Raw genomic sequence first — 16,932 nt, forward strand, 5'->3', positions numbered from 1 at the left:
GCAATCAGGTGTGTGATTGCAGGTAATTCTCGAGACCGATGAGCTTGATCAGGCCCAACTGCTTTTCCAGCCAGTAGGTGTGATCTTCTTCAGTGTCGTTGAGCTGAACGCGCAGGATCTCGCGACTGACGTAGTCCTTGTGCTGCTCGCACAGCTCGATGCCTTTGCACAGGGCGGCGCGGACTTTGTACTCGAGACGCAGATCGGCTTCCAGCATCTCCGGCACAGTGGTGCCGACGTCGAGATCGTCCGGACGCATGCGCGGCGTGCCTTCGAGCATCAGAATCCGGCGCATCAGAGCGTCGGCATGACCGGCCTCTTCTTCCATCTCGTGGTTGATTCGTTCGTAGAGCTTGGTGAAACCCCAGTCCTCATACATCCGCGAGTGCACAAAATATTGGTCACGCGCGGCCAGTTCGCCGGTCAGCAACGTGTTGAGGTAATCGATTACGTCTGGGTGGCCTTGCATCGCCCTACATCTCCCTGCTTGAAAGTCTGTAGTTTGAACCAAGCTGACCGGAAGGTCACCCCGTTTCGCGCAATAAAAGCGAAGATATTCTGAGAAAAGCGGCCTAAATAACGCAAAAACCGCCCTAATGAGGGCGGTTCTGCTTCTCGTTTAGACTTCGTTAAGCTGTACGTTGAGCAGCTTCGCGATTGCTTCTCCATACGCCGGATCGGCTTTGAAGAAATGTTGCAGTTGGCGGTCAACCACGTCGGGGGAAACTCCGCTCATGGCGCCGGCGATGTTGCTGACCAGGAGGGTTCTCTGCTCATCACTCATCAGCCGGAACAACGCACCCGCGTGGCTGTAGTAGTCGGTGTCCTCGCGGTGATCGTAACGGTCAGCAGCACCGCTCAGGGCCAGCGCAGGTTCAGCGTAATGCGGGGCCTGCTTCGGCGATTCAATGTAGCTGTTCGGTTCGTAATTGGGCGCTGCGCCACCGTTGCTGCCGAATGCCATTGAGCCGTCGCGCTGGTACGTATTCACCGGGCTGCGCGGAGCATTCACCGGCAATTGCTGATGGTTGGTGCCAACACGGTAGCGGTGGGCATCAGCGTAGGCGAATACGCGGCCTTGCAGCATGCGATCCGGTGACAGACCCACGCCAGGCACCATGTTGCTCGGGCCGAATGCGGCTTGCTCAACTTCGGCAAAATAGTTCAGCGGGTTACGGTTCAACTCCAGCTCACCGACTTCGATCAGCGGAAACTCCTTCTGAGACCAGGTCTTGGTCACGTCGAACGGATTCTCGTAGTGCGCTGCAGCTTGGGCCTCGGTCATGATCTGGATGCATACGCGCCATTTCGGGAAGTCACCACGCTCGATGGCCTCAAACAGGTCGCGCTGAGCGTAATCCGGATCGGTACCCGCCAGGCGTGCGGCGTCGGCCGGCGCGAGGTTCTTGATCCCTTGCTGGGTCTTGTAGTGCCACTTCACCCAGTGACGTTCACCTTGTGCATTGATCAGGCTGTATGTGTGGCTGCCGAAGCCATGCATGTGACGGTAGCCGTCGGGAATGCCGCGATCCGAGAACAGAATGGTCACCTGATGCAATGCTTCAGGCGAATGCGACCAGAAGTCCCACATCATTTGCGCGCTTTTCAGGTTGCTCTGCGGCAGGCGTTTCTGGGTGTGGATAAAGTCAGGAAACTTCAGAGGGTCGCGGATGAAGAACACAGGGGTGTTGTTACCAACGATGTCCCAGTTGCCTTCCTCGGTGTAGAACTTGAGGGCGAAACCACGTGGATCACGTTCGGTGTCAGCCGAGCCACGTTCGCCGCCCACAGTGGAAAAGCGCAGGAACGTTGGCGTCTGTTTGCCGACAGCCTCAAACAGTTTGGCGCTGGTGTATTCGGTGATGTCACGGGTCACGGTGAACGTACCGTAAGCACCCGAGCCTTTGGCGTGTACGCGGCGCTCAGGAATGTTTTCACGGTTGAAATGGGCAAGCTTCTCGATCAGGTGAAAATCGTCGAGCAGCAGCGGGCCTCGAGGGCCGGCGGAGCGAGAATTCTGGTTATCAGCGACAGGTGCGCCACTGGCGGTCGTAAGCGTTTTGATCTGGCTCATACGGTCTTCTTCCTCTGTCAGTCTTGAAACTGCCGGCTAATCGGCTTGCTGGGAAGTATTGATCATCAACGTGACACCTACAAATTCATTAACTTGTAGTCATCGATAGATAATTACTAATTATGTTTCCCGGCACATAGTGACAACAGAACAATGTCAGAAGCTTGTACGAACAGCGCATTTCTTGCGGGCACAAAAAACCGGGCACTAGGCCCGGTTTTTTGTTTCAGACTGACGTCTTACTCGGCGGATACAGCTTCGCCAGCAGTAGCACGATCAACCAACTCGACGTACGCCATAGGCGCGTTGTCGCCAGCGCGGAAACCGCACTTGAGGATGCGCAGGTAGCCACCCTCACGGGTAGCGTAACGCTTGCCCAGGTCGTTGAAGAGCTTACCAACGATAGCTTTCGAACGAGTACGGTCGAAAGCCAGACGGCGGTTAGCCAGGCTGTCTGTCTTGGCCAGAGTGATCAGCGGCTCGGCAACGCGGCGCAGTTCTTTGGCTTTTGGCAGAGTAGTCTTGATCAGCTCGTGCTCGAACAACGACACCGCCATGTTCTGGAACATGGCCTTGCGGTGCGAGCTGGTGCGGCTCAGGTGACGCCCACTTTTACGATGACGCATGGTTCATTCCTTACCAAACACTACGTTCGGTGATTACGACGATCAGGCAGTCGCCTTGTCGTCCTTCTTAAGACTTGCAGGCGGCCAGTTGTCGAGGCGCATGCCGAGGGACAGACCGCGGGAGGCCAGAACGTCCTTGATTTCAGTCAAGGATTTCTTGCCCAGGTTCGGAGTCTTCAACAGCTCTACTTCGGTACGCTGAATCAGGTCGCCGATGTAGTAGATGTTTTCCGCCTTAAGGCAGTTAGCCGAACGTACAGTCAGTTCCAGATCGTCAACCGGGCGAAGCAGGATCGGATCGATCTCGTCTTCCTGCTCGACAACCACTGGCTCACTGTCACCTTTGAGGTCGACGAACGCAGCCAACTGCTGTTGCAGGATGGTTGCAGCGCGGCGGATAGCCTCTTCAGGATCCAGAGTACCGTTGGTTTCCAGATCAATAACCAGCTTGTCCAGGTTGGTACGCTGCTCGACACGGGCGTTTTCCACCACGTATGCGATACGGCGAACCGGGCTGAACGAAGAGTCGAGCTGCAAGCGACCAATGCTGCGGCTTTCGTCTTCATCGCTCTGACGCGAGTCGGCTGGTTCATAACCACGACCACGAGCTACGGTGAGCTTCATGTTCAGGGCGCCGTTAGACGCCAGGTTAGCGATTACGTGATCGGGATTAACGATCTCGACATCATGATCCAGCTGAATATCGGCAGCGGTAACCACCCCCGAACCCTTCTTCGACAAGGTCAGCGTAACTTCGTCACGACCGTGCAGCTTGATGGCCAGACCTTTAAGGTTCAACAGGATTTCAATTACGTCTTCCTGTACACCTTCGATGGCGCTGTACTCGTGGAGCACACCGTCAATCTCGGCCTCGACTACTGCGCAGCCGGGCATTGAGGACAACAGGATGCGGCGCAGCGCGTTGCCCAGGGTGTGGCCAAAACCACGCTCGAGAGGCTCGAGAGTGATCTTGGCGCGGGTTGGACTGACAACCTGCACATCAATATGGCGGGGTGTCAGGAACTCATTTACCGAAATCTGCATGGATGCACCTATTTTCTAGCCCTTACTTGGAGTAGAGCTCGACAATCAGGCTTTCGTTGATGTCGGCGGACAGATCACTGCGAGCAGGAACGTTCTTGAAAACGCCCGACTTCTTCTCAGTGTCTACTTCTACCCATTCTACGCGGCCACGTTGGGCACACAGATCGAGAGCTTGGACAATGCGAAGTTGGTTTTTAGCTTTCTCGCGAACTGCAACCACGTCACCAGCACGAACCTGATACGACGGAACGTTTACGGTCTGACCGTTAACGCTGATCGACTTGTGCGATACCAGCTGGCGGGATTCGGCACGAGTCGAACCAAAGCCCATACGGTATACAACGTTGTCCAGACGGCATTCGAGCAGTTGCAGCAGGTTTTCACCGGTTGCACCTTTCTTGCCAGCAGCTTCTTTGTAGTAGCCGCTGAACTGACGCTCGAGAACGCCGTAGATACGACGGACCTTCTGCTTTTCACGCAGTTGGGTGCCGTAGTCGGACTGGCGACCGCGGCGTTGGCCGTGGATACCAGGTGCTGCTTCAATGTTGCACTTCGATTCGATCGCGCGCACGCCGCTCTTCAGGAAGAGATCGGTGCCTTCGCGACGAGCGAGTTTGCATTTTGGACCAATGTAACGAGCCATTCTTTACAATCTCCTGGATTACACGCGGCGCTTCTTCGGCGGACGGCACCCGTTGTGCGGGATTGGCGTCACGTCGGTGATGCTGGCGATCTTGTAGCCACAGCCGTTCAAAGCGCGGACTGCGGATTCACGACCTGGACCTGGACCCTTGACGTTGACGTCGAGGTTTTTCAGGCCGTATTCCAGCGCAGCTTGACCAGCACGCTCAGCAGCTACTTGAGCAGCGAACGGGGTGGACTTGCGGGAACCGCGGAAACCCGAACCACCGGAGGTAGCCCAGGAAAGAGCGTTACCTTGACGGTCGGTAATGGTCACGATGGTGTTGTTAAAAGAAGCATGGATGTGGGCGATGCCATCAACCACTGTCTTTTTAACTTTTTTACGAGGACGAGCAGCAGGTTTTGCCATGATTAAATTCCTGTCGATTCGCTGGGGCGATTACTTGCGGATCGGCTTACGCGGACCTTTACGGGTACGCGCGTTGGTCTTGGTACGCTGACCGCGTACTGGAAGACCGCGACGATGACGCAGACCGCGATAGCAACCGAGGTCCATCAAGCGCTTGATTTTCATGTTGATTTCGCGACGCAGGTCACCTTCAGTGGTGAACTTCGCCACTTCGCCACGCAGCTGTTCAATTTGCTCGTCGCTCAGATCTTTGATCTTTGCTGCTGGGTTTACCCCAGTGTCTGCACAGATTTTCTGTGCAGTAGTGCGACCGACACCATAGATGTAGGTCAGCGAGATAACAGTATGCTTGTTATCTGGAATGTTAACGCCTGCAATACGGGCCATTCAGTGGGACTCCAATTGACAGCTACCTACGCCCCGGAAGCCAAGAAATAGGGCGCGAGATAATATCGCTGTAATAACAAATAATCAACCCGGCAGCGCACTAGCTGCCGGGCTTGAAGCACAATCACACTCAGCCTTGGCGCTGTTTGTGACGCGGTTCCGCGCTGCAAATTACTCGAACAACACCTTCGCGGCGAATAATCTTGCAGTTACGGCACAGCTTTTTCACCGATGCACGAACTTTCATCACCAACTCCTCGAACCTTATGGGTACTCAGCGCAACATGCCGCTGCCGTAACCCTTCAGGTTGGCTTTCTTCATCAGGGATTCGTACTGGTGCGAAACGAGGTGCGATTGTACTTGGGACATGAAGTCCATCACAACCACGACCACGATCAGCAACGAGGTCCCGCCAAGGTAGAACGGAACGTTTGCTGCAACCACCAGGAACTGGGGCAACAGGCACACGGCCGTCATGTAAAGAGCACCGAACATGGTCAAGCGAGTCAGAACGCCATCAATGTAGCGCGCAGACTGCTCACCTGGACGGATGCCCGGAATAAAGGCACCGGACTTCTTCAGGTTTTCCGCTACGTCTTTCGGATTGAACATCAACGCCGTATAGAAGAAGCAGAAGAAAATAATCCCTGCACTAAACAGCAGAATATTCAACGGCTGACCAGGAGCGATCGACTGCGAGATGTCCTGCAACCAGCCCATACCTTCAGACTGACCAAACCAGGCACCCAACGAAGCCGGGAACAGCAAAATGCTGCTCGCGAAAATAGCCGGAATAACACCGGCCATGTTCACCTTCAGCGGCAAGTGGCTTGTCTGCGCAGCAAAAACCTTGCGGCCCTGCTGACGCTTGGCGTAATGAACAGCGATACGACGCTGACCACGCTCAATGAACACCACGAAACCGATAATCGCTACTGCCAGCAAACCGATGGCAACCAGGGCGAAGATATTGATATCACCCTGACGCGCAGACTCGAAAGACTGCCCGATTGCTCTCGGAAGACCGGCGACGATACCCGAAAAAATCAACATCGAGATACCGTTGCCTACACCACGCTCAGTAATCTGCTCACCCAGCCACATCATGAACATCGCACCAGCCACAAAAGTGGATACCGCGACGAAATGGAAGCCAAAGTCACCAGTGAACGCAACGCCCTGCCCTGCCAGACCAATGGACATGCCAATGGCCTGAACGAGAGCGAGGACGACGGTGCCGTAGCGGGTGTACTGGCTGATCTTGCGACGGCCAGCTTCACCTTCCTTCTTCAACTGCTCCAGCTGCGGGCTGACGGCGGTCATCAGTTGCATGATGATCGATGCCGAAATGTACGGCATGATCCCCAGTGCAAAGATGCTCATCCGTTCCAGCGCGCCGCCGGAGAACATGTTGAACAAGCTAAGAATGGTCCCCTCATTCTGTCGAAACAGGTCTGCGAGTCGGTCCGGGTTGATACCTGGAACCGGGATGTGTGCGCCTATTCGGTAGACGATAATCGCCAGGAACAGAAAACGCAGACGAGCCCAGAGTTCAGACATACCGCCTTTGCCGAGCGCAGAGAGAGCACCTTGCTTAGCCATTTATTCCTCGAACTTGCCGCCAGCTGCTTCGATAGCCGCACGCGCACCTTTGGTGGCGCCGATTCCCTTGCCGATAGTGACAGCGCGAGCCACTTCACCGGACAGCATGATTTTCACACGCTGTACGTTGACGTTGATCACGTTGGCATCTTTCAGGGACTGCACGGTGACGATGTCGCCTTCCACTTTAGCCAGCTCGGACAGACGCACTTCTGCGCGGTCCATGGCCTTCAGGGAAACGAAACCGAACTTCGGCAGGCGACGATGCAGCGGCTGTTGACCGCCTTCAAAGCCTGGAGCAATAGTGCCACCGGAGCGGGAGGTTTGACCTTTGTGGCCACGGCCACCAGTCTTACCCAAACCGCTACCGATACCACGGCCCGGACGATGCTTTTCGCGACGGGAACCCGGCGCTGGACTCAGATCATTGAGTTTCATCGATTAACCCTCGACACGCAGCATGTAGTAAGCCTTGTTGATCATCCCGCGATTCTCGGGAGTATCCTGGACTTCTACAGTGTGACCGATGCGACGCAGACCCAGACCCTTAACGCACAGTTTGTGGTTAGGGATGCGGCCGGTCATGCTTTTGATCAGCGTAACTTTAACGGTAGCCATGATCAGAAGATCTCCTTGACAGTCAGGCCACGCTTGGCAGCGATGGACTCAGGAGATTGCATGGCTTTCAGACCCTTGAAAGTGGCGTGAACCACGTTTACCGGGTTAGTCGAGCCGTAGCACTTGGCCAGAACGTTCTGAACGCCAGCAACTTCGAGGACAGCACGCATAGCGCCGCCAGCGATGATACCGGTACCTTCAGAAGCAGGCTGCATGTACACCTTCGAAGCGCCGTGAGCGGACTTCATTGCGTACTGCAGGGTAGTGCCGTTCAGGTCAACTTGAATCATGTTGCGGCGAGCAGCTTCCATTGCCTTCTGGATCGCAGCAGGCACTTCACGCGACTTGCCACGGCCGAAGCCAACACGCCCTTTACCATCACCAACCACGGTCAACGCGGTGAAAGTGAAGATACGGCCGCCTTTAACGGTTTTGGCTACGCGGTTAACTTGAACCAGCTTCTCAATGTAGCCTTCGTCGCGCTTTTGGTCGTTATTTGACATAACTTAGAACTCCAGCCCAGCTTCACGAGCAGCATCAGCCAGCGCTTTAACGCGGCCATGGTACTTGAAGCCAGAGCGGTCGAAAGCCACTTGCGAGACGCCAGCGGCCTTAGCACGCGTAGCGACCAGCTGGCCAACCTTTGTGGCCGCGTCGATGTTGCCAGTGGCGCCATCACGCAGTTCTTTATCCAAAGTCGAGGCGCTTGCCAGGACTTTGTTGCCGTCGGCCGAGATGACCTGGGCGTAGATGTGCTGCGACGAGCGGAACACGCAGAGACGCACGACTTCGAGTTCGTGCATTTTCAGGCGTGCTTTGCGAGCGCGACGCAGTCGAGTAACTTTTTTGTCGGTCATTTGCTATGCCCTACTTCTTCTTGGCTTCTTTACGACGGACGACTTCGTCCGCGTAGCGCACACCTTTGCCTTTGTACGGCTCTGGTGGACGGAAGTCGCGGATCTCAGCGGCCACTTGACCTACCAGCTGTTTATCGATGCCCTTGATCAGGATATCGGTCTGGCTAGGAGTCTCAGCGGTGATGCCTTGCGGCAGTTCGTAATCCACTGGGTGCGAGAAGCCAAGAGCCAGGTTCAGCACCTGACCTTTTGCTTGCGCTTTGTAACCAACACCGACCAGCTGGAGCTTGCGCTCGAAGCCTTGGCTTACGCCCTGGACCATGTTGTTTACCAACGCACGCGTGGTACCGGCCATTGCGCGAGTCTGTTGATCGCCATTGCGAGCAGCGAAACGCAGCTCACCAGCTTCTTCAACGATCTCAACGGACGAATGGATGTTCAGTTCAAGAGTACCCTTGGCACCCTTCACCGAAAGCTGTTGGCCTGCGAATTTTACTTCGACACCGGCTGGCAGCTTAACGGGGTTCTTAGCGACGCGAGACATGCTTATCCCCCCTTAGAACACAGTGCAAAGAACTTCGCCGCCGACACCGGCAGCGCGCGCAGCACGATCCGTCATCACACCTTTGTTGGTGGAGACGATAGACACGCCGAGACCGCCACGAACTTTCGGCAGATCTTCAACGGACTTGTACTGACGCAGGCCTGGACGACTAACGCGCTTCACTTCCTCGATGACCGGACGGCCTTCGAAGTATTTCAGCGAGATGGACAACGACGGCTTAGCGTCGGTGGTGATCTGAAAATCCGCGATGTAACCTTCGTCCTTCAGGACTTTTGCTACAGCCACCTTCAGCGTGGAAGACGGCATGCTTACGACAGACTTTTCAGCCATCTGGGCATTACGGATTCGAGTTAGCATGTCCGCTAACGGGTCCTGCATACTCATGGGCTAGACGCTCCTAATACAGAAAAATTAGCCTTGCGGCTACTACTTGTCGCCGAGAAACTCCGGGCATGAAAAACACGGGCTCAGGCGAGCCGGTCATTCTAGACACACCCCAGAAATGAATCAAGCCCCAAAAGGGGCTTGATTCAGATTCAAGGCCACCGATGGTCAGGTTCTTGCGACCCCGACCATCAAGGCTTTGACAGCGATTACCAGCTGGCTTTAACCAGACCTGGAACGTCACCACGCATTGCCGCTTCACGCAGTTTGTTACGGCCCAGGCCGAACTTGCGGTAAACGCCGTGCGGACGACCAGTCAGGCGGCAACGGTTACGCATGCGCGAAGCGCTTGCGTCACGTGGTTGCTTCTGCAGAGCTACGGTAGCTTCCCAACGCGCTTCTGGACTTGCGTTCAGATCAACGATGATAGCTTTCAGCGCTGCACGCTTGGTGGCGTACTTGGCAACAGTGAGCTGACGCTTCAGCTCACGGTTTTTCATGCTCTTCTTGGCCATTTTCCTACTCCAATCAGTTGCGGAACGGGAATTTGAAAGCACGCAGCAGAGCGCGGCCTTCGTCATCGTTCTTGGCAGTGGTGGTCAGGGTAATGTCCAGACCGCGGAGAGCATCGATCTTGTCGTAGTCGATTTCCGGGAAAATGATCTGCTCTTTCACGCCCATGCTGTAGTTGCCACGACCATCGAAGGACTTGGCATTCAGGCCGCGGAAGTCGCGAACCCGAGGCAGGGAGATCGACAGCAGACGATCCAGGAACTCGTACATACGCTCACGGCGCAGAGTCACTTTGACGCCGATCGGCCATCCTTCACGGACTTTAAAGCCAGCGATGGATTTACGAGCGTAGGTCACAACGACTTTTTGGCCGGTGATCTTTTCCAGGTCAGCAACAGCGTGCTCGATGACTTTTTTGTCGCCGATCGCTTCGCCCAGACCCATGTTCAGGGTGATTTTTGTAACGCGCGGAACTTCCATCACGTTCGAAAGCTTAAGTTCTTCCTTAAGTTTCGGAGCGATTTCCTTCCGGTAAATCTCTTTTAGTCGTGCCATGGTCTTCTACCTAGCAGTGTTCAAGCATCAACCGCTTTTTGGGTCGACTTGAAGACACGAATTTTCTTACCGTCTTCTACTTTGAAACCAACGCGGTCAGCCTTGTTGGTTTCGCCGTTGAAGATGGCGACGTTGGAAGCGTGCAGTGGCGCTTCTTTCTCGACGATACCGCCCTGTACGCCCGACATCGGGTTAGGCTTGGTATGACGCTTGACCAGGTTCAGACCACCAACAACCAGACGGTTGTCAGCAAGAACCTTCAGCACCTTACCGCGCTTACCTTTGTCTTTGCCGGCGATCACGATGATCTCGTCGTCACGACGAATCTTTTGCATGTCGGATCTCCTTACAGCACTTCTGGGGCGAGCGAGACGATCTTCATGAACTTCTCAGTACGAAGTTCACGGGTCACTGGCCCAAAGATACGGGTGCCGATCGGCTCTTGCTTGTTGTTCAGAAGAACAGCAGCGTTGCCATCAAAGCGGATAATGGAGCCATCAGCACGACGTACGCCGTGACGAGTGCGGACTACAACAGCAGTCATCACTTGGCCTTTTTTCACTTTACCGCGAGGAATTGCTTCCTTCACGGTAACTTTGATGATGTCACCGATACCAGCGTAACGACGATGGGAGCCACCCAGCACCTTGATGCACATAACGCGGCGAGCGCCGCTGTTATCGGCCACATCGAGCATGGATTGAGTCTGAATCATATAATTTCTCCGACCCCTAGCCCTTAGACTTCCACAGCGCGTTCGAGAACATCAACCAGCGCCCAAGACTTGGTCTTGGCCATCGGACGAGTTTCACGAATAGTGACTTTGTCGCCGATGTGGCACTGATTGGTTTCGTCGTGCGCGTGCAGCTTAGTCGAACGCTTAACGTATTTACCGTAGATCGGGTGCTTAACGCGACGCTCGATCAGAACGGTGATGGTTTTGTCCATCTTGTCGCTGACAACACGGCCAGTCAGCGTACGGACAGTTTTTTCGGCTTCAGCCATGATCACTTACCTGCCTGCTGGTTGAGCACAGTCTTCACGCGAGCGATGTCACGCTTAACTTGCGAGAGCAGATGAGACTGCCCCAACTGGCCAGTTGCTTTCTGCATGCGCAGATTGAACTGGTCGCGCAGCAAGCCGAGCAGTTGCTCGTTCAGCTGCTGTGCGGATTTTTCACGAAGTTCATTCGCTTTCATCACATCACCGTCCGTTTAACAAAGGAGGTGGCGAGCGGCAGCTTTGCAGCAGCCAGGGCGAAAGCCTCACGCGCCAGCTCTTCAGAAACACCCTCGATTTCATACAGGACTTTGCCTGGCTGAATCTGGGCAACCCAGTACTCCACGTTACCCTTACCTTTACCCATACGAACCTCGAGAGGTTTTTTGGAGATCGGCTTGTCCGGGAATACACGGATCCAGATCTTGCCACCACGTTTTACGTGACGGGTCAGAGCACGACGCGCTGACTCGATCTGACGAGCGGTGAGACGACCACGAGCAACAGACTTCAGCGCGAACTCGCCGAAGCTGACTTTGCTACCGCGCAGTGCCAGACCACGGTTGTGGCCGGTCATCTGCTTGCGGAACTTCGTACGCTTAGGTTGCAACATTTGGCGTACCCCTTACTTAGCAGCTTTTTTACGAGGCGCTGGTGCTTGTGGCTTCAGCTCTTCTTGGCGACCACCAATTACTTCGCCTTTGAAGATCCAAACCTTTACACCGATCACACCGTAAGTGGTGTGAGCTTCGTAGTTGGCATAGTCGATGTCGGCACGCAGGGTGTGCAGTGGCACACGACCTTCGCGATACCATTCAGTACGTGCGATTTCAGCACCGCCGAGACGACCGCTCACTTGGATTTTGATGCCTTTGGCACCAATGCGCATGGCGTTCTGTACTGCGCGCTTCATAGCGCGACGGAACATTACACGACGCTCCAGCTGCTGAGCTACGCTCTGCGCAACCAGCATACCGTCGAGCTCCGGCTTGCGGATCTCTTCGATATTGATGTGCACAGGCACACCCATTTGCTTGGTCAGGTCCTGACGCAGCTTCTCAACATCCTCACCTTTCTTCCCGATAACGATACCTGGACGAGCGGTGTGGATGGTGATGCGTGCAGTTTGGGCCGGACGATGGATATCGATACGGCTTACGGACGCGCTTTTTAGTTTGTCTTGGAGATACTCACGCACCTTCAGATCAGCGAACAAGTAGTCCGCATAAGTCCGACCGTCTGCGTACCAGACGGAGGTGTGCTCCTTGACGATTCCCAGGCGAATGCCAATGGGATGTACTTTCTGACCCATCTCTTCGACTCCGTTACTTGTCAGCAACCTTGACAGTGATATGGCAAGACCGCTTGACGATGCGATCAGCACGGCCTTTGGCACGTGGCATGATGCGCTTCAGCGAACGCCCTTCGTTGACGAAAACGGTGCTGACCTTCAGGTCATCAACGTCTGCGCCTTCGTTATGCTCGGCGTTGGCTACGGCCGACTCCAGCACTTTTTTCATGATCTCGGCGGCTTTCTTACTGCTGAAAGCCAACAGGTTGAGCGCTTCGCCCACCTTCTTCCCGCGGATCTGGTCGGCGACCAAGCGGGCTTTCTGGGCGGAGATTCGAGCGCCCGACAACTTAGCGGCTACTTCCATTTCCTTACCCCTTAACGCTTGGCTTTCTTGTCAGCCACGTGCCCACGATAAGTGCGGGTACCGGCGAACTCGCCCAGTTTATGGCCAACCATGTCTTCGTTCACGAGAACTGGGACGTGCTGACGGCCGTTGTGTACTGCGATGGTCAGACCGACCATTTGTGGCAGGATCATCGAACGACGCGACCAGGTTTTAATTGGTTTGCGATCGTTCTTTTCCGCCGCCACTTCGATCTTCTTCAGTAGGTGAAGATCAATAAAAGGACCTTTTTTCAGAGAACGTGGCACTGTCGTATCCCTCTATTTACTTGCGACGACGGACGATCATTTTGTCGGTACGCTTATTACCACGAGTCTTCGCGCCCTTAGTCGGGAAGCCCCATGGCGATACCGGATGACGACCACCAGAGGTACGACCTTCACCACCACCATGTGGGTGGTCAACCGGGTTCATGGCAACACCACGAACGGTTGGGCGAACGCCACGCCAGCGTTTGGCACCAGCTTTACCCAGCGAACGCAGGCTGTGCTCGGAGTTCGAGACTTCGCCCAGGGTCGCACGGCATTCAGCCAGGACTTTACGCATTTCACCGGAACGCAGACGCAGGGTAACGTACACGCCTTCACGAGCGATCAGCTGAGCCGAAGCACCAGCGGAACGAGCGATCTGTGCGCCTTTACCTGGCTTCAGTTCGATGCCGTGTACGGTAGAACCGACTGGAATGTTGCGCAGTTGCAGAGCGTTGCCTGGCTTGATTGGAGCCAGAGCGCCTGCGATCAGCTGGTCGCCAGCACTCACGCCTTTAGGGGCGATGATGTAGCGGCGCTCGCCGTCTGCGTAGCAGAGCAGTGCGATGTGAGCAGTACGGTTTGGATCGTATTCGATACGCTCGACAGTGGCGACGATGCCATCTTTGTCGTTGCGACGGAAATCGACCATACGGTAATGCTGCTTATGACCACCACCGATGTGACGAGTGGTAATACGGCCATTGTTGTTACGACCACCAGTCTTCGATTTTTTCTCGAGCAGCGGTGCGTGAGGAGCGCCTTTATGCAGCTCCTGGTTGACCACCTTGACCACAAAACGGCGGCCAGGGGAAGTCGGTTTGCATTTAACGATTGCCATGATGCACCCCTTCCTTACTCAGCACTGCTGCTGAAATCGAGATCTTGGCCTGGCTGAAGGGAGATAACTGCCTTCTTCCAGTCATTACGCTTGCCCAGACCGCGAGCAGTGCGCTTGCTCTTACCCAGAACGTTCAGGGTAGTGACGCGCTCTACTTTCACGCTGAACAGGCTTTCGACGGCCTTCTTGATTTCCAGCTTGGTTGCATCAGTAGCAACCTTGAAAACGAACTGGCCTTTCTTGTCTGCCAGAACCGTAGCCTTCTCGGAAACGTGCGGGCCAAGCAGAACTTTAAATACGCGTTCCTGGTTCATCCCAGCAGCTCCTCGAATTTCTTCACGGCCGACACGGTGATCAACACCTTGTCGTATGCGATCAGACTAACTGGATCGGAACCTTGCACGTCACGTACATCTACGTGTGGCAGGTTACGAGCAGCCAGGTACAGGTTCTGATCAACAGCGTCCGACACGATGAGAACATCGGTCAGGCTCATGTTGTTCAGCTTGCCCAGCAGATCTTTGGTTTTCGGAGTTTCAACAGCGAAATCCTGAACCACGACCAGACGATCAGTACGCACCAGCTCAGCAAGGATGGAACGCATTGCTGCGCGATACATCTTCTTGTTCAGCTTCTGGGAGTGATCCTGTGGACGAGCTGCGAAAGTGGTACCGCCGCCACGCCAGATTGGGCTACGGATAGTACCGGCACGAGCACGGCCAGTACCTTTCTGACGCCATGGGCGCTTGCCGCCACCACGAACGTCGGAACGGGTCTTTTGCTGCTTGCTACCTTGACGGCCGCCGGCCATGTAGGCCACGACTGCTTGGTGAACCAGCGTCTCGTTGAACTCGCCGCCAAATGTCAGTTCGGAAACTTCGATCGCTTGAGCGTCATTTACATTTAATTGCATGTCAGCTTCCCCTTAACCGCGAGCCTTGGCTGCTGGACGTACAACCAGGTTGCCGCCAGTAGCGCCAGGAACAGCGCCCTTGACCAACAACAGATTGCGTTCAGCGTCCACGCGCACTACTTCCAGGGACTGCACGGTCACGCGCTCAGCGCCCATATGACCGGACATTTTTTTGCCCTTGAATACACGACCAGGAGTCTGGCACTGGCCGATAGAGCCTGGGACGCGGTGGGATACGGAGTTACCGTGGGTGTTATCTTGCCCGCGGAAATTCCAACGCTTGATCGTACCCTGGAAGCCTTTACCCTTGGACTGACCGGTTACATCAACCAGTTGACCAGCGGCGAAGATTTCAGCGTTGATCAGATCGCCTGCCTGGTACTCGCCTTCTTCAAGACGGAATTCCATGGTGGTGCGACCAGCGGCAACGTTCGCTTTAGCGAAGTGGCCAGCTTGAGCTGCTGTTACACGCGAAGCACGACGCTCGCCGACAGTGACTTGCACTGCACGATAGCCATCGGTCTCTTCAGTTTTGAACTGGGTGACGCGATTCGGCTCGATCTCAATGACCGTGACCGGAATGGAGACACCTTCTTCGGTGAAAATACGGGTCATACCGCATTTACGACCGACTACACCAATAGTCATGTTGTAAACCTCATGAGTGTACGGGGCTTTCACCCGCTATGGCCGCCCATTTCAGAGCGTTACACGACCAAGACCGAGTCTTAGCCGAGGCTGATCTGCACTTCCACACCGGCCGCAAGATCAAGCTTCATAAGAGCATCAACGGTTTTATCCGTTGGCTGGACGATGTCCAGAACGCGCTTATGAGTGCGGATTTCGTACTGGTCACGCGCGTCTTTGTTGACGTGCGGGGAAACCAGAACGGTAAACCGCTCTTTACGGGTAGGCAGTGGAATTGGACCACGCACTTGAGCACCAGTACGTTTCGCGGTTTCCACGATTTCCTGGGTTGATTGGTCGATCAGGCGATGGTCAAAAGCCTTCAACCTGATACGGATTTGCTGATTTTGCATTGGATTTCAGACTCCGGCTGCTATTCCCACCGGGCGCAATACGCCCGTTAAAAGGAGGCGCAATTCTATAGACGCCCCAGATAGGTGTCAACCCAATAAAAAAGCCCCCGCTGAGCGGGGGCTTTTTCAATTCATCAAGCAGACTCTATAAAAGAGAATTACTCGATGATTTTGGCTACGACGCCAGCGCCGACGGTACGACCGCCTTCACGGATAGCGAAACGCAGACCATCTTCCATCGCGATGGTTTTGATCAGGGTAACAGTCATTTGAATGTTGTCACCTGGCATTACCATTTCAACGCCTTCTGGCAGCTCGCAGTTACCAGTCACGTCAGTAGTACGGAAGTAGAACTGTGGACGGTAGCCTTTGAAGAACGGAGTGTGACGACCGCCTTCTTCCTTGCTCAGAACGTAAACTTCTGCAGTGAACTTGGTGTGCGGCTTAACCGAACCTGGCTTGACCAGAACCTGGCCACGCTCAACGTCGTCACGCTTGGTACCACGCAGCAGAACGCCGCAGTTCTCGCCAGCACGACCTTCGTCGAGCAGCTTGCGGAACATTTCAACACCGGTGCAGGTGGTGGTGGTGGTGTCACGCAGACCAACGATTTCCAGTGCATCTTGAACGCGAACGATACCGCGCTCGATACGACCAGTCACAACAGTACCGCGACCCGAGATCGAGAACACGTCTTCGATTGGCATCAGGAACGGCTTGTCGATCATACGAACTGGTTCTGGGATGTAGCTGTCCAGAGTTTCAACCAGCTTCTTGACGGCAGTGGTGCCCATCTCGTTGTCGTCTTTGCCTTCCAGTGCCATACGAGCCGAACCGATGATGATTGGAGTGTCATCGCCCGGGAAGTCGTAGGTGGACAGCAGGTCGCGAACTTCCATCTCAACCAGTTCCAGCAG

Annotated in this window: 31 protein-coding genes; all 31 read right to left on the bottom strand. The window is 55.0% G+C overall.

Features of this window, described 5'->3' with window-relative positions:
* Nucleotides 1-4: 4 nt before the first annotated feature.
* Entirely contained in the window at nt 5-469 is a 465-nt protein-coding gene (gene bfr / locus DBR18_RS08975; RefSeq protein ID WP_003228714.1) for a bacterioferritin, read from the bottom strand.
* A gap of 150 nt (nt 470-619) precedes the next feature.
* Nucleotides 620-2,074, bottom strand: a complete 1,455-nt coding sequence (locus DBR18_RS08980) for a catalase (protein WP_108590085.1) — start codon at nt 2,072-2,074, stop codon at nt 620-622.
* Between the two features lie 239 nt (nt 2,075-2,313).
* Nucleotides 2,314-2,700 (bottom strand): 50S ribosomal protein L17, encoded by a 387-nt coding sequence (rplQ, locus tag DBR18_RS08985; RefSeq protein ID WP_003176402.1) that lies wholly within the window; start codon nt 2,698-2,700, stop codon nt 2,314-2,316.
* 42 nt (nt 2,701-2,742) lie between these two features.
* Nucleotides 2,743-3,744 (bottom strand): DNA-directed RNA polymerase subunit alpha, encoded by a 1,002-nt coding sequence (rpoA, locus tag DBR18_RS08990; RefSeq protein ID WP_003186012.1) that lies wholly within the window; start codon nt 3,742-3,744, stop codon nt 2,743-2,745.
* Nucleotides 3,745-3,766: 22 nt separating this feature from the next.
* Nucleotides 3,767-4,387 carry a 30S ribosomal protein S4 gene (gene rpsD, locus DBR18_RS08995; protein ID WP_003176404.1) on the bottom strand — a complete coding sequence of 207 codons (621 nt, stop codon included), beginning with the start codon at nt 4,385-4,387 and terminating at the stop codon, nt 3,767-3,769.
* An 18-nt stretch (nt 4,388-4,405) separates the two neighbouring features.
* Nucleotides 4,406-4,795, bottom strand: a complete 390-nt coding sequence (gene rpsK / locus DBR18_RS09000; protein ID WP_002555466.1) for a 30S ribosomal protein S11 — start codon at nt 4,793-4,795, stop codon at nt 4,406-4,408.
* Between the two features lie 30 nt (nt 4,796-4,825).
* A complete protein-coding gene (gene rpsM / locus DBR18_RS09005; RefSeq protein WP_008374135.1) occupies nt 4,826-5,182 on the bottom strand; it encodes a 30S ribosomal protein S13 in 357 nt (118 codons plus the stop codon).
* A gap of 130 nt (nt 5,183-5,312) precedes the next feature.
* Nucleotides 5,313-5,429 carry a 50S ribosomal protein L36 gene (rpmJ, locus tag DBR18_RS09010; RefSeq protein WP_002555468.1) on the bottom strand — a complete coding sequence of 39 codons (117 nt, stop codon included), beginning with the start codon at nt 5,427-5,429 and terminating at the stop codon, nt 5,313-5,315.
* Nucleotides 5,430-5,456: 27 nt separating this feature from the next.
* Nucleotides 5,457-6,785 (bottom strand): preprotein translocase subunit SecY, encoded by a 1,329-nt coding sequence (gene secY, locus DBR18_RS09015; protein ID WP_003228718.1) that lies wholly within the window; start codon nt 6,783-6,785, stop codon nt 5,457-5,459.
* A complete protein-coding gene (gene rplO / locus DBR18_RS09020) occupies nt 6,786-7,223 on the bottom strand; it encodes a 50S ribosomal protein L15 (protein ID WP_011336169.1) in 438 nt (145 codons plus the stop codon).
* A 3-nt stretch (nt 7,224-7,226) separates the two neighbouring features.
* The gene (rpmD, locus tag DBR18_RS09025) at nt 7,227-7,403 is read right to left on the bottom strand and encodes a 50S ribosomal protein L30 (RefSeq protein ID WP_003176408.1); all 177 of its coding nucleotides are present in this window, start codon (nt 7,401-7,403) and stop codon (nt 7,227-7,229) included.
* Nucleotides 7,404-7,405: 2 nt separating this feature from the next.
* A complete protein-coding gene (gene rpsE, locus DBR18_RS09030; RefSeq protein ID WP_003176409.1) occupies nt 7,406-7,906 on the bottom strand; it encodes a 30S ribosomal protein S5 in 501 nt (166 codons plus the stop codon).
* A gap of 3 nt (nt 7,907-7,909) precedes the next feature.
* Nucleotides 7,910-8,260, bottom strand: coding sequence for a 50S ribosomal protein L18 (gene rplR, locus DBR18_RS09035; RefSeq protein WP_003186037.1), 351 nt, complete (start codon nt 8,258-8,260; stop codon nt 7,910-7,912).
* Nucleotides 8,261-8,270: 10 nt separating this feature from the next.
* Nucleotides 8,271-8,804, bottom strand: a complete 534-nt coding sequence (gene rplF / locus DBR18_RS09040; RefSeq protein WP_007966176.1) for a 50S ribosomal protein L6 — start codon at nt 8,802-8,804, stop codon at nt 8,271-8,273.
* 12 nt (nt 8,805-8,816) lie between these two features.
* Nucleotides 8,817-9,209 (bottom strand): 30S ribosomal protein S8, encoded by a 393-nt coding sequence (gene rpsH / locus DBR18_RS09045; protein WP_007966178.1) that lies wholly within the window; start codon nt 9,207-9,209, stop codon nt 8,817-8,819.
* A 209-nt stretch (nt 9,210-9,418) separates the two neighbouring features.
* Nucleotides 9,419-9,724 carry a 30S ribosomal protein S14 gene (rpsN, locus tag DBR18_RS09050; RefSeq protein ID WP_003228726.1) on the bottom strand — a complete coding sequence of 102 codons (306 nt, stop codon included), beginning with the start codon at nt 9,722-9,724 and terminating at the stop codon, nt 9,419-9,421.
* A 13-nt stretch (nt 9,725-9,737) separates the two neighbouring features.
* On the bottom strand, nt 9,738-10,277 hold the full coding sequence (gene rplE, locus DBR18_RS09055) for a 50S ribosomal protein L5 (RefSeq protein WP_003210069.1): 540 nt from the start codon (nt 10,275-10,277) through the stop codon (nt 9,738-9,740).
* A 20-nt stretch (nt 10,278-10,297) separates the two neighbouring features.
* Complete coding sequence (gene rplX, locus DBR18_RS09060; RefSeq protein WP_003186046.1) at nt 10,298-10,612, bottom strand: 50S ribosomal protein L24; 315 nt, start codon at nt 10,610-10,612, stop codon at nt 10,298-10,300.
* 11 nt (nt 10,613-10,623) lie between these two features.
* Nucleotides 10,624-10,992, bottom strand: a complete 369-nt coding sequence (gene rplN, locus DBR18_RS09065) for a 50S ribosomal protein L14 (protein ID WP_002555479.1) — start codon at nt 10,990-10,992, stop codon at nt 10,624-10,626.
* 23 nt (nt 10,993-11,015) lie between these two features.
* Nucleotides 11,016-11,282, bottom strand: a complete 267-nt coding sequence (gene rpsQ / locus DBR18_RS09070; protein WP_003194644.1) for a 30S ribosomal protein S17 — start codon at nt 11,280-11,282, stop codon at nt 11,016-11,018.
* A gap of 2 nt (nt 11,283-11,284) precedes the next feature.
* Entirely contained in the window at nt 11,285-11,476 is a 192-nt protein-coding gene (gene rpmC / locus DBR18_RS09075; RefSeq protein ID WP_002555481.1) for a 50S ribosomal protein L29, read from the bottom strand.
* Nucleotides 11,476-11,889: a 50S ribosomal protein L16 gene (rplP, locus tag DBR18_RS09080; RefSeq protein WP_003228729.1), complete on the bottom strand. Its 414-nt coding sequence runs from the start codon at nt 11,887-11,889 to the stop codon at nt 11,476-11,478. Before rplP ends, rpmC begins: the two co-directional genes overlap by 1 nt.
* A 12-nt stretch (nt 11,890-11,901) precedes the next feature.
* Complete coding sequence (rpsC, locus tag DBR18_RS09085; protein ID WP_003176422.1) at nt 11,902-12,588, bottom strand: 30S ribosomal protein S3; 687 nt, start codon at nt 12,586-12,588, stop codon at nt 11,902-11,904.
* 13 nt (nt 12,589-12,601) lie between these two features.
* Complete coding sequence (gene rplV, locus DBR18_RS09090; RefSeq protein WP_003103908.1) at nt 12,602-12,934, bottom strand: 50S ribosomal protein L22; 333 nt, start codon at nt 12,932-12,934, stop codon at nt 12,602-12,604.
* Between the two features lie 11 nt (nt 12,935-12,945).
* Nucleotides 12,946-13,221, bottom strand: a complete 276-nt coding sequence (gene rpsS, locus DBR18_RS09095) for a 30S ribosomal protein S19 (protein WP_003228731.1) — start codon at nt 13,219-13,221, stop codon at nt 12,946-12,948.
* A 16-nt stretch (nt 13,222-13,237) separates the two neighbouring features.
* Nucleotides 13,238-14,062 carry a 50S ribosomal protein L2 gene (gene rplB, locus DBR18_RS09100; RefSeq protein ID WP_003228734.1) on the bottom strand — a complete coding sequence of 275 codons (825 nt, stop codon included), beginning with the start codon at nt 14,060-14,062 and terminating at the stop codon, nt 13,238-13,240.
* 14 nt (nt 14,063-14,076) lie between these two features.
* A complete protein-coding gene (rplW, locus tag DBR18_RS09105; RefSeq protein ID WP_002555488.1) occupies nt 14,077-14,376 on the bottom strand; it encodes a 50S ribosomal protein L23 in 300 nt (99 codons plus the stop codon).
* Entirely contained in the window at nt 14,373-14,975 is a 603-nt protein-coding gene (rplD, locus tag DBR18_RS09110) for a 50S ribosomal protein L4 (protein WP_003228735.1), read from the bottom strand. Before rplD ends, rplW begins: the two co-directional genes overlap by 4 nt.
* A 12-nt stretch (nt 14,976-14,987) precedes the next feature.
* Nucleotides 14,988-15,623 carry a 50S ribosomal protein L3 gene (gene rplC / locus DBR18_RS09115; RefSeq protein WP_003228738.1) on the bottom strand — a complete coding sequence of 212 codons (636 nt, stop codon included), beginning with the start codon at nt 15,621-15,623 and terminating at the stop codon, nt 14,988-14,990.
* An 80-nt stretch (nt 15,624-15,703) separates the two neighbouring features.
* Complete coding sequence (gene rpsJ / locus DBR18_RS09120) at nt 15,704-16,015, bottom strand: 30S ribosomal protein S10 (RefSeq protein ID WP_003186070.1); 312 nt, start codon at nt 16,013-16,015, stop codon at nt 15,704-15,706.
* A 158-nt stretch (nt 16,016-16,173) separates the two neighbouring features.
* A partial coding sequence (locus tag DBR18_RS09125; protein ID WP_256588491.1) for an EF-Tu/IF-2/RF-3 family GTPase occupies nt 16,174-16,932 on the bottom strand: 759 nt, incomplete at its 5' end.

The sequence above is a fragment of the Pseudomonas sp. HMWF021 genome, from assembly GCF_003061005.1.
Taxonomy (GTDB): Bacteria; Pseudomonadota; Gammaproteobacteria; order Pseudomonadales; family Pseudomonadaceae; genus Aquipseudomonas.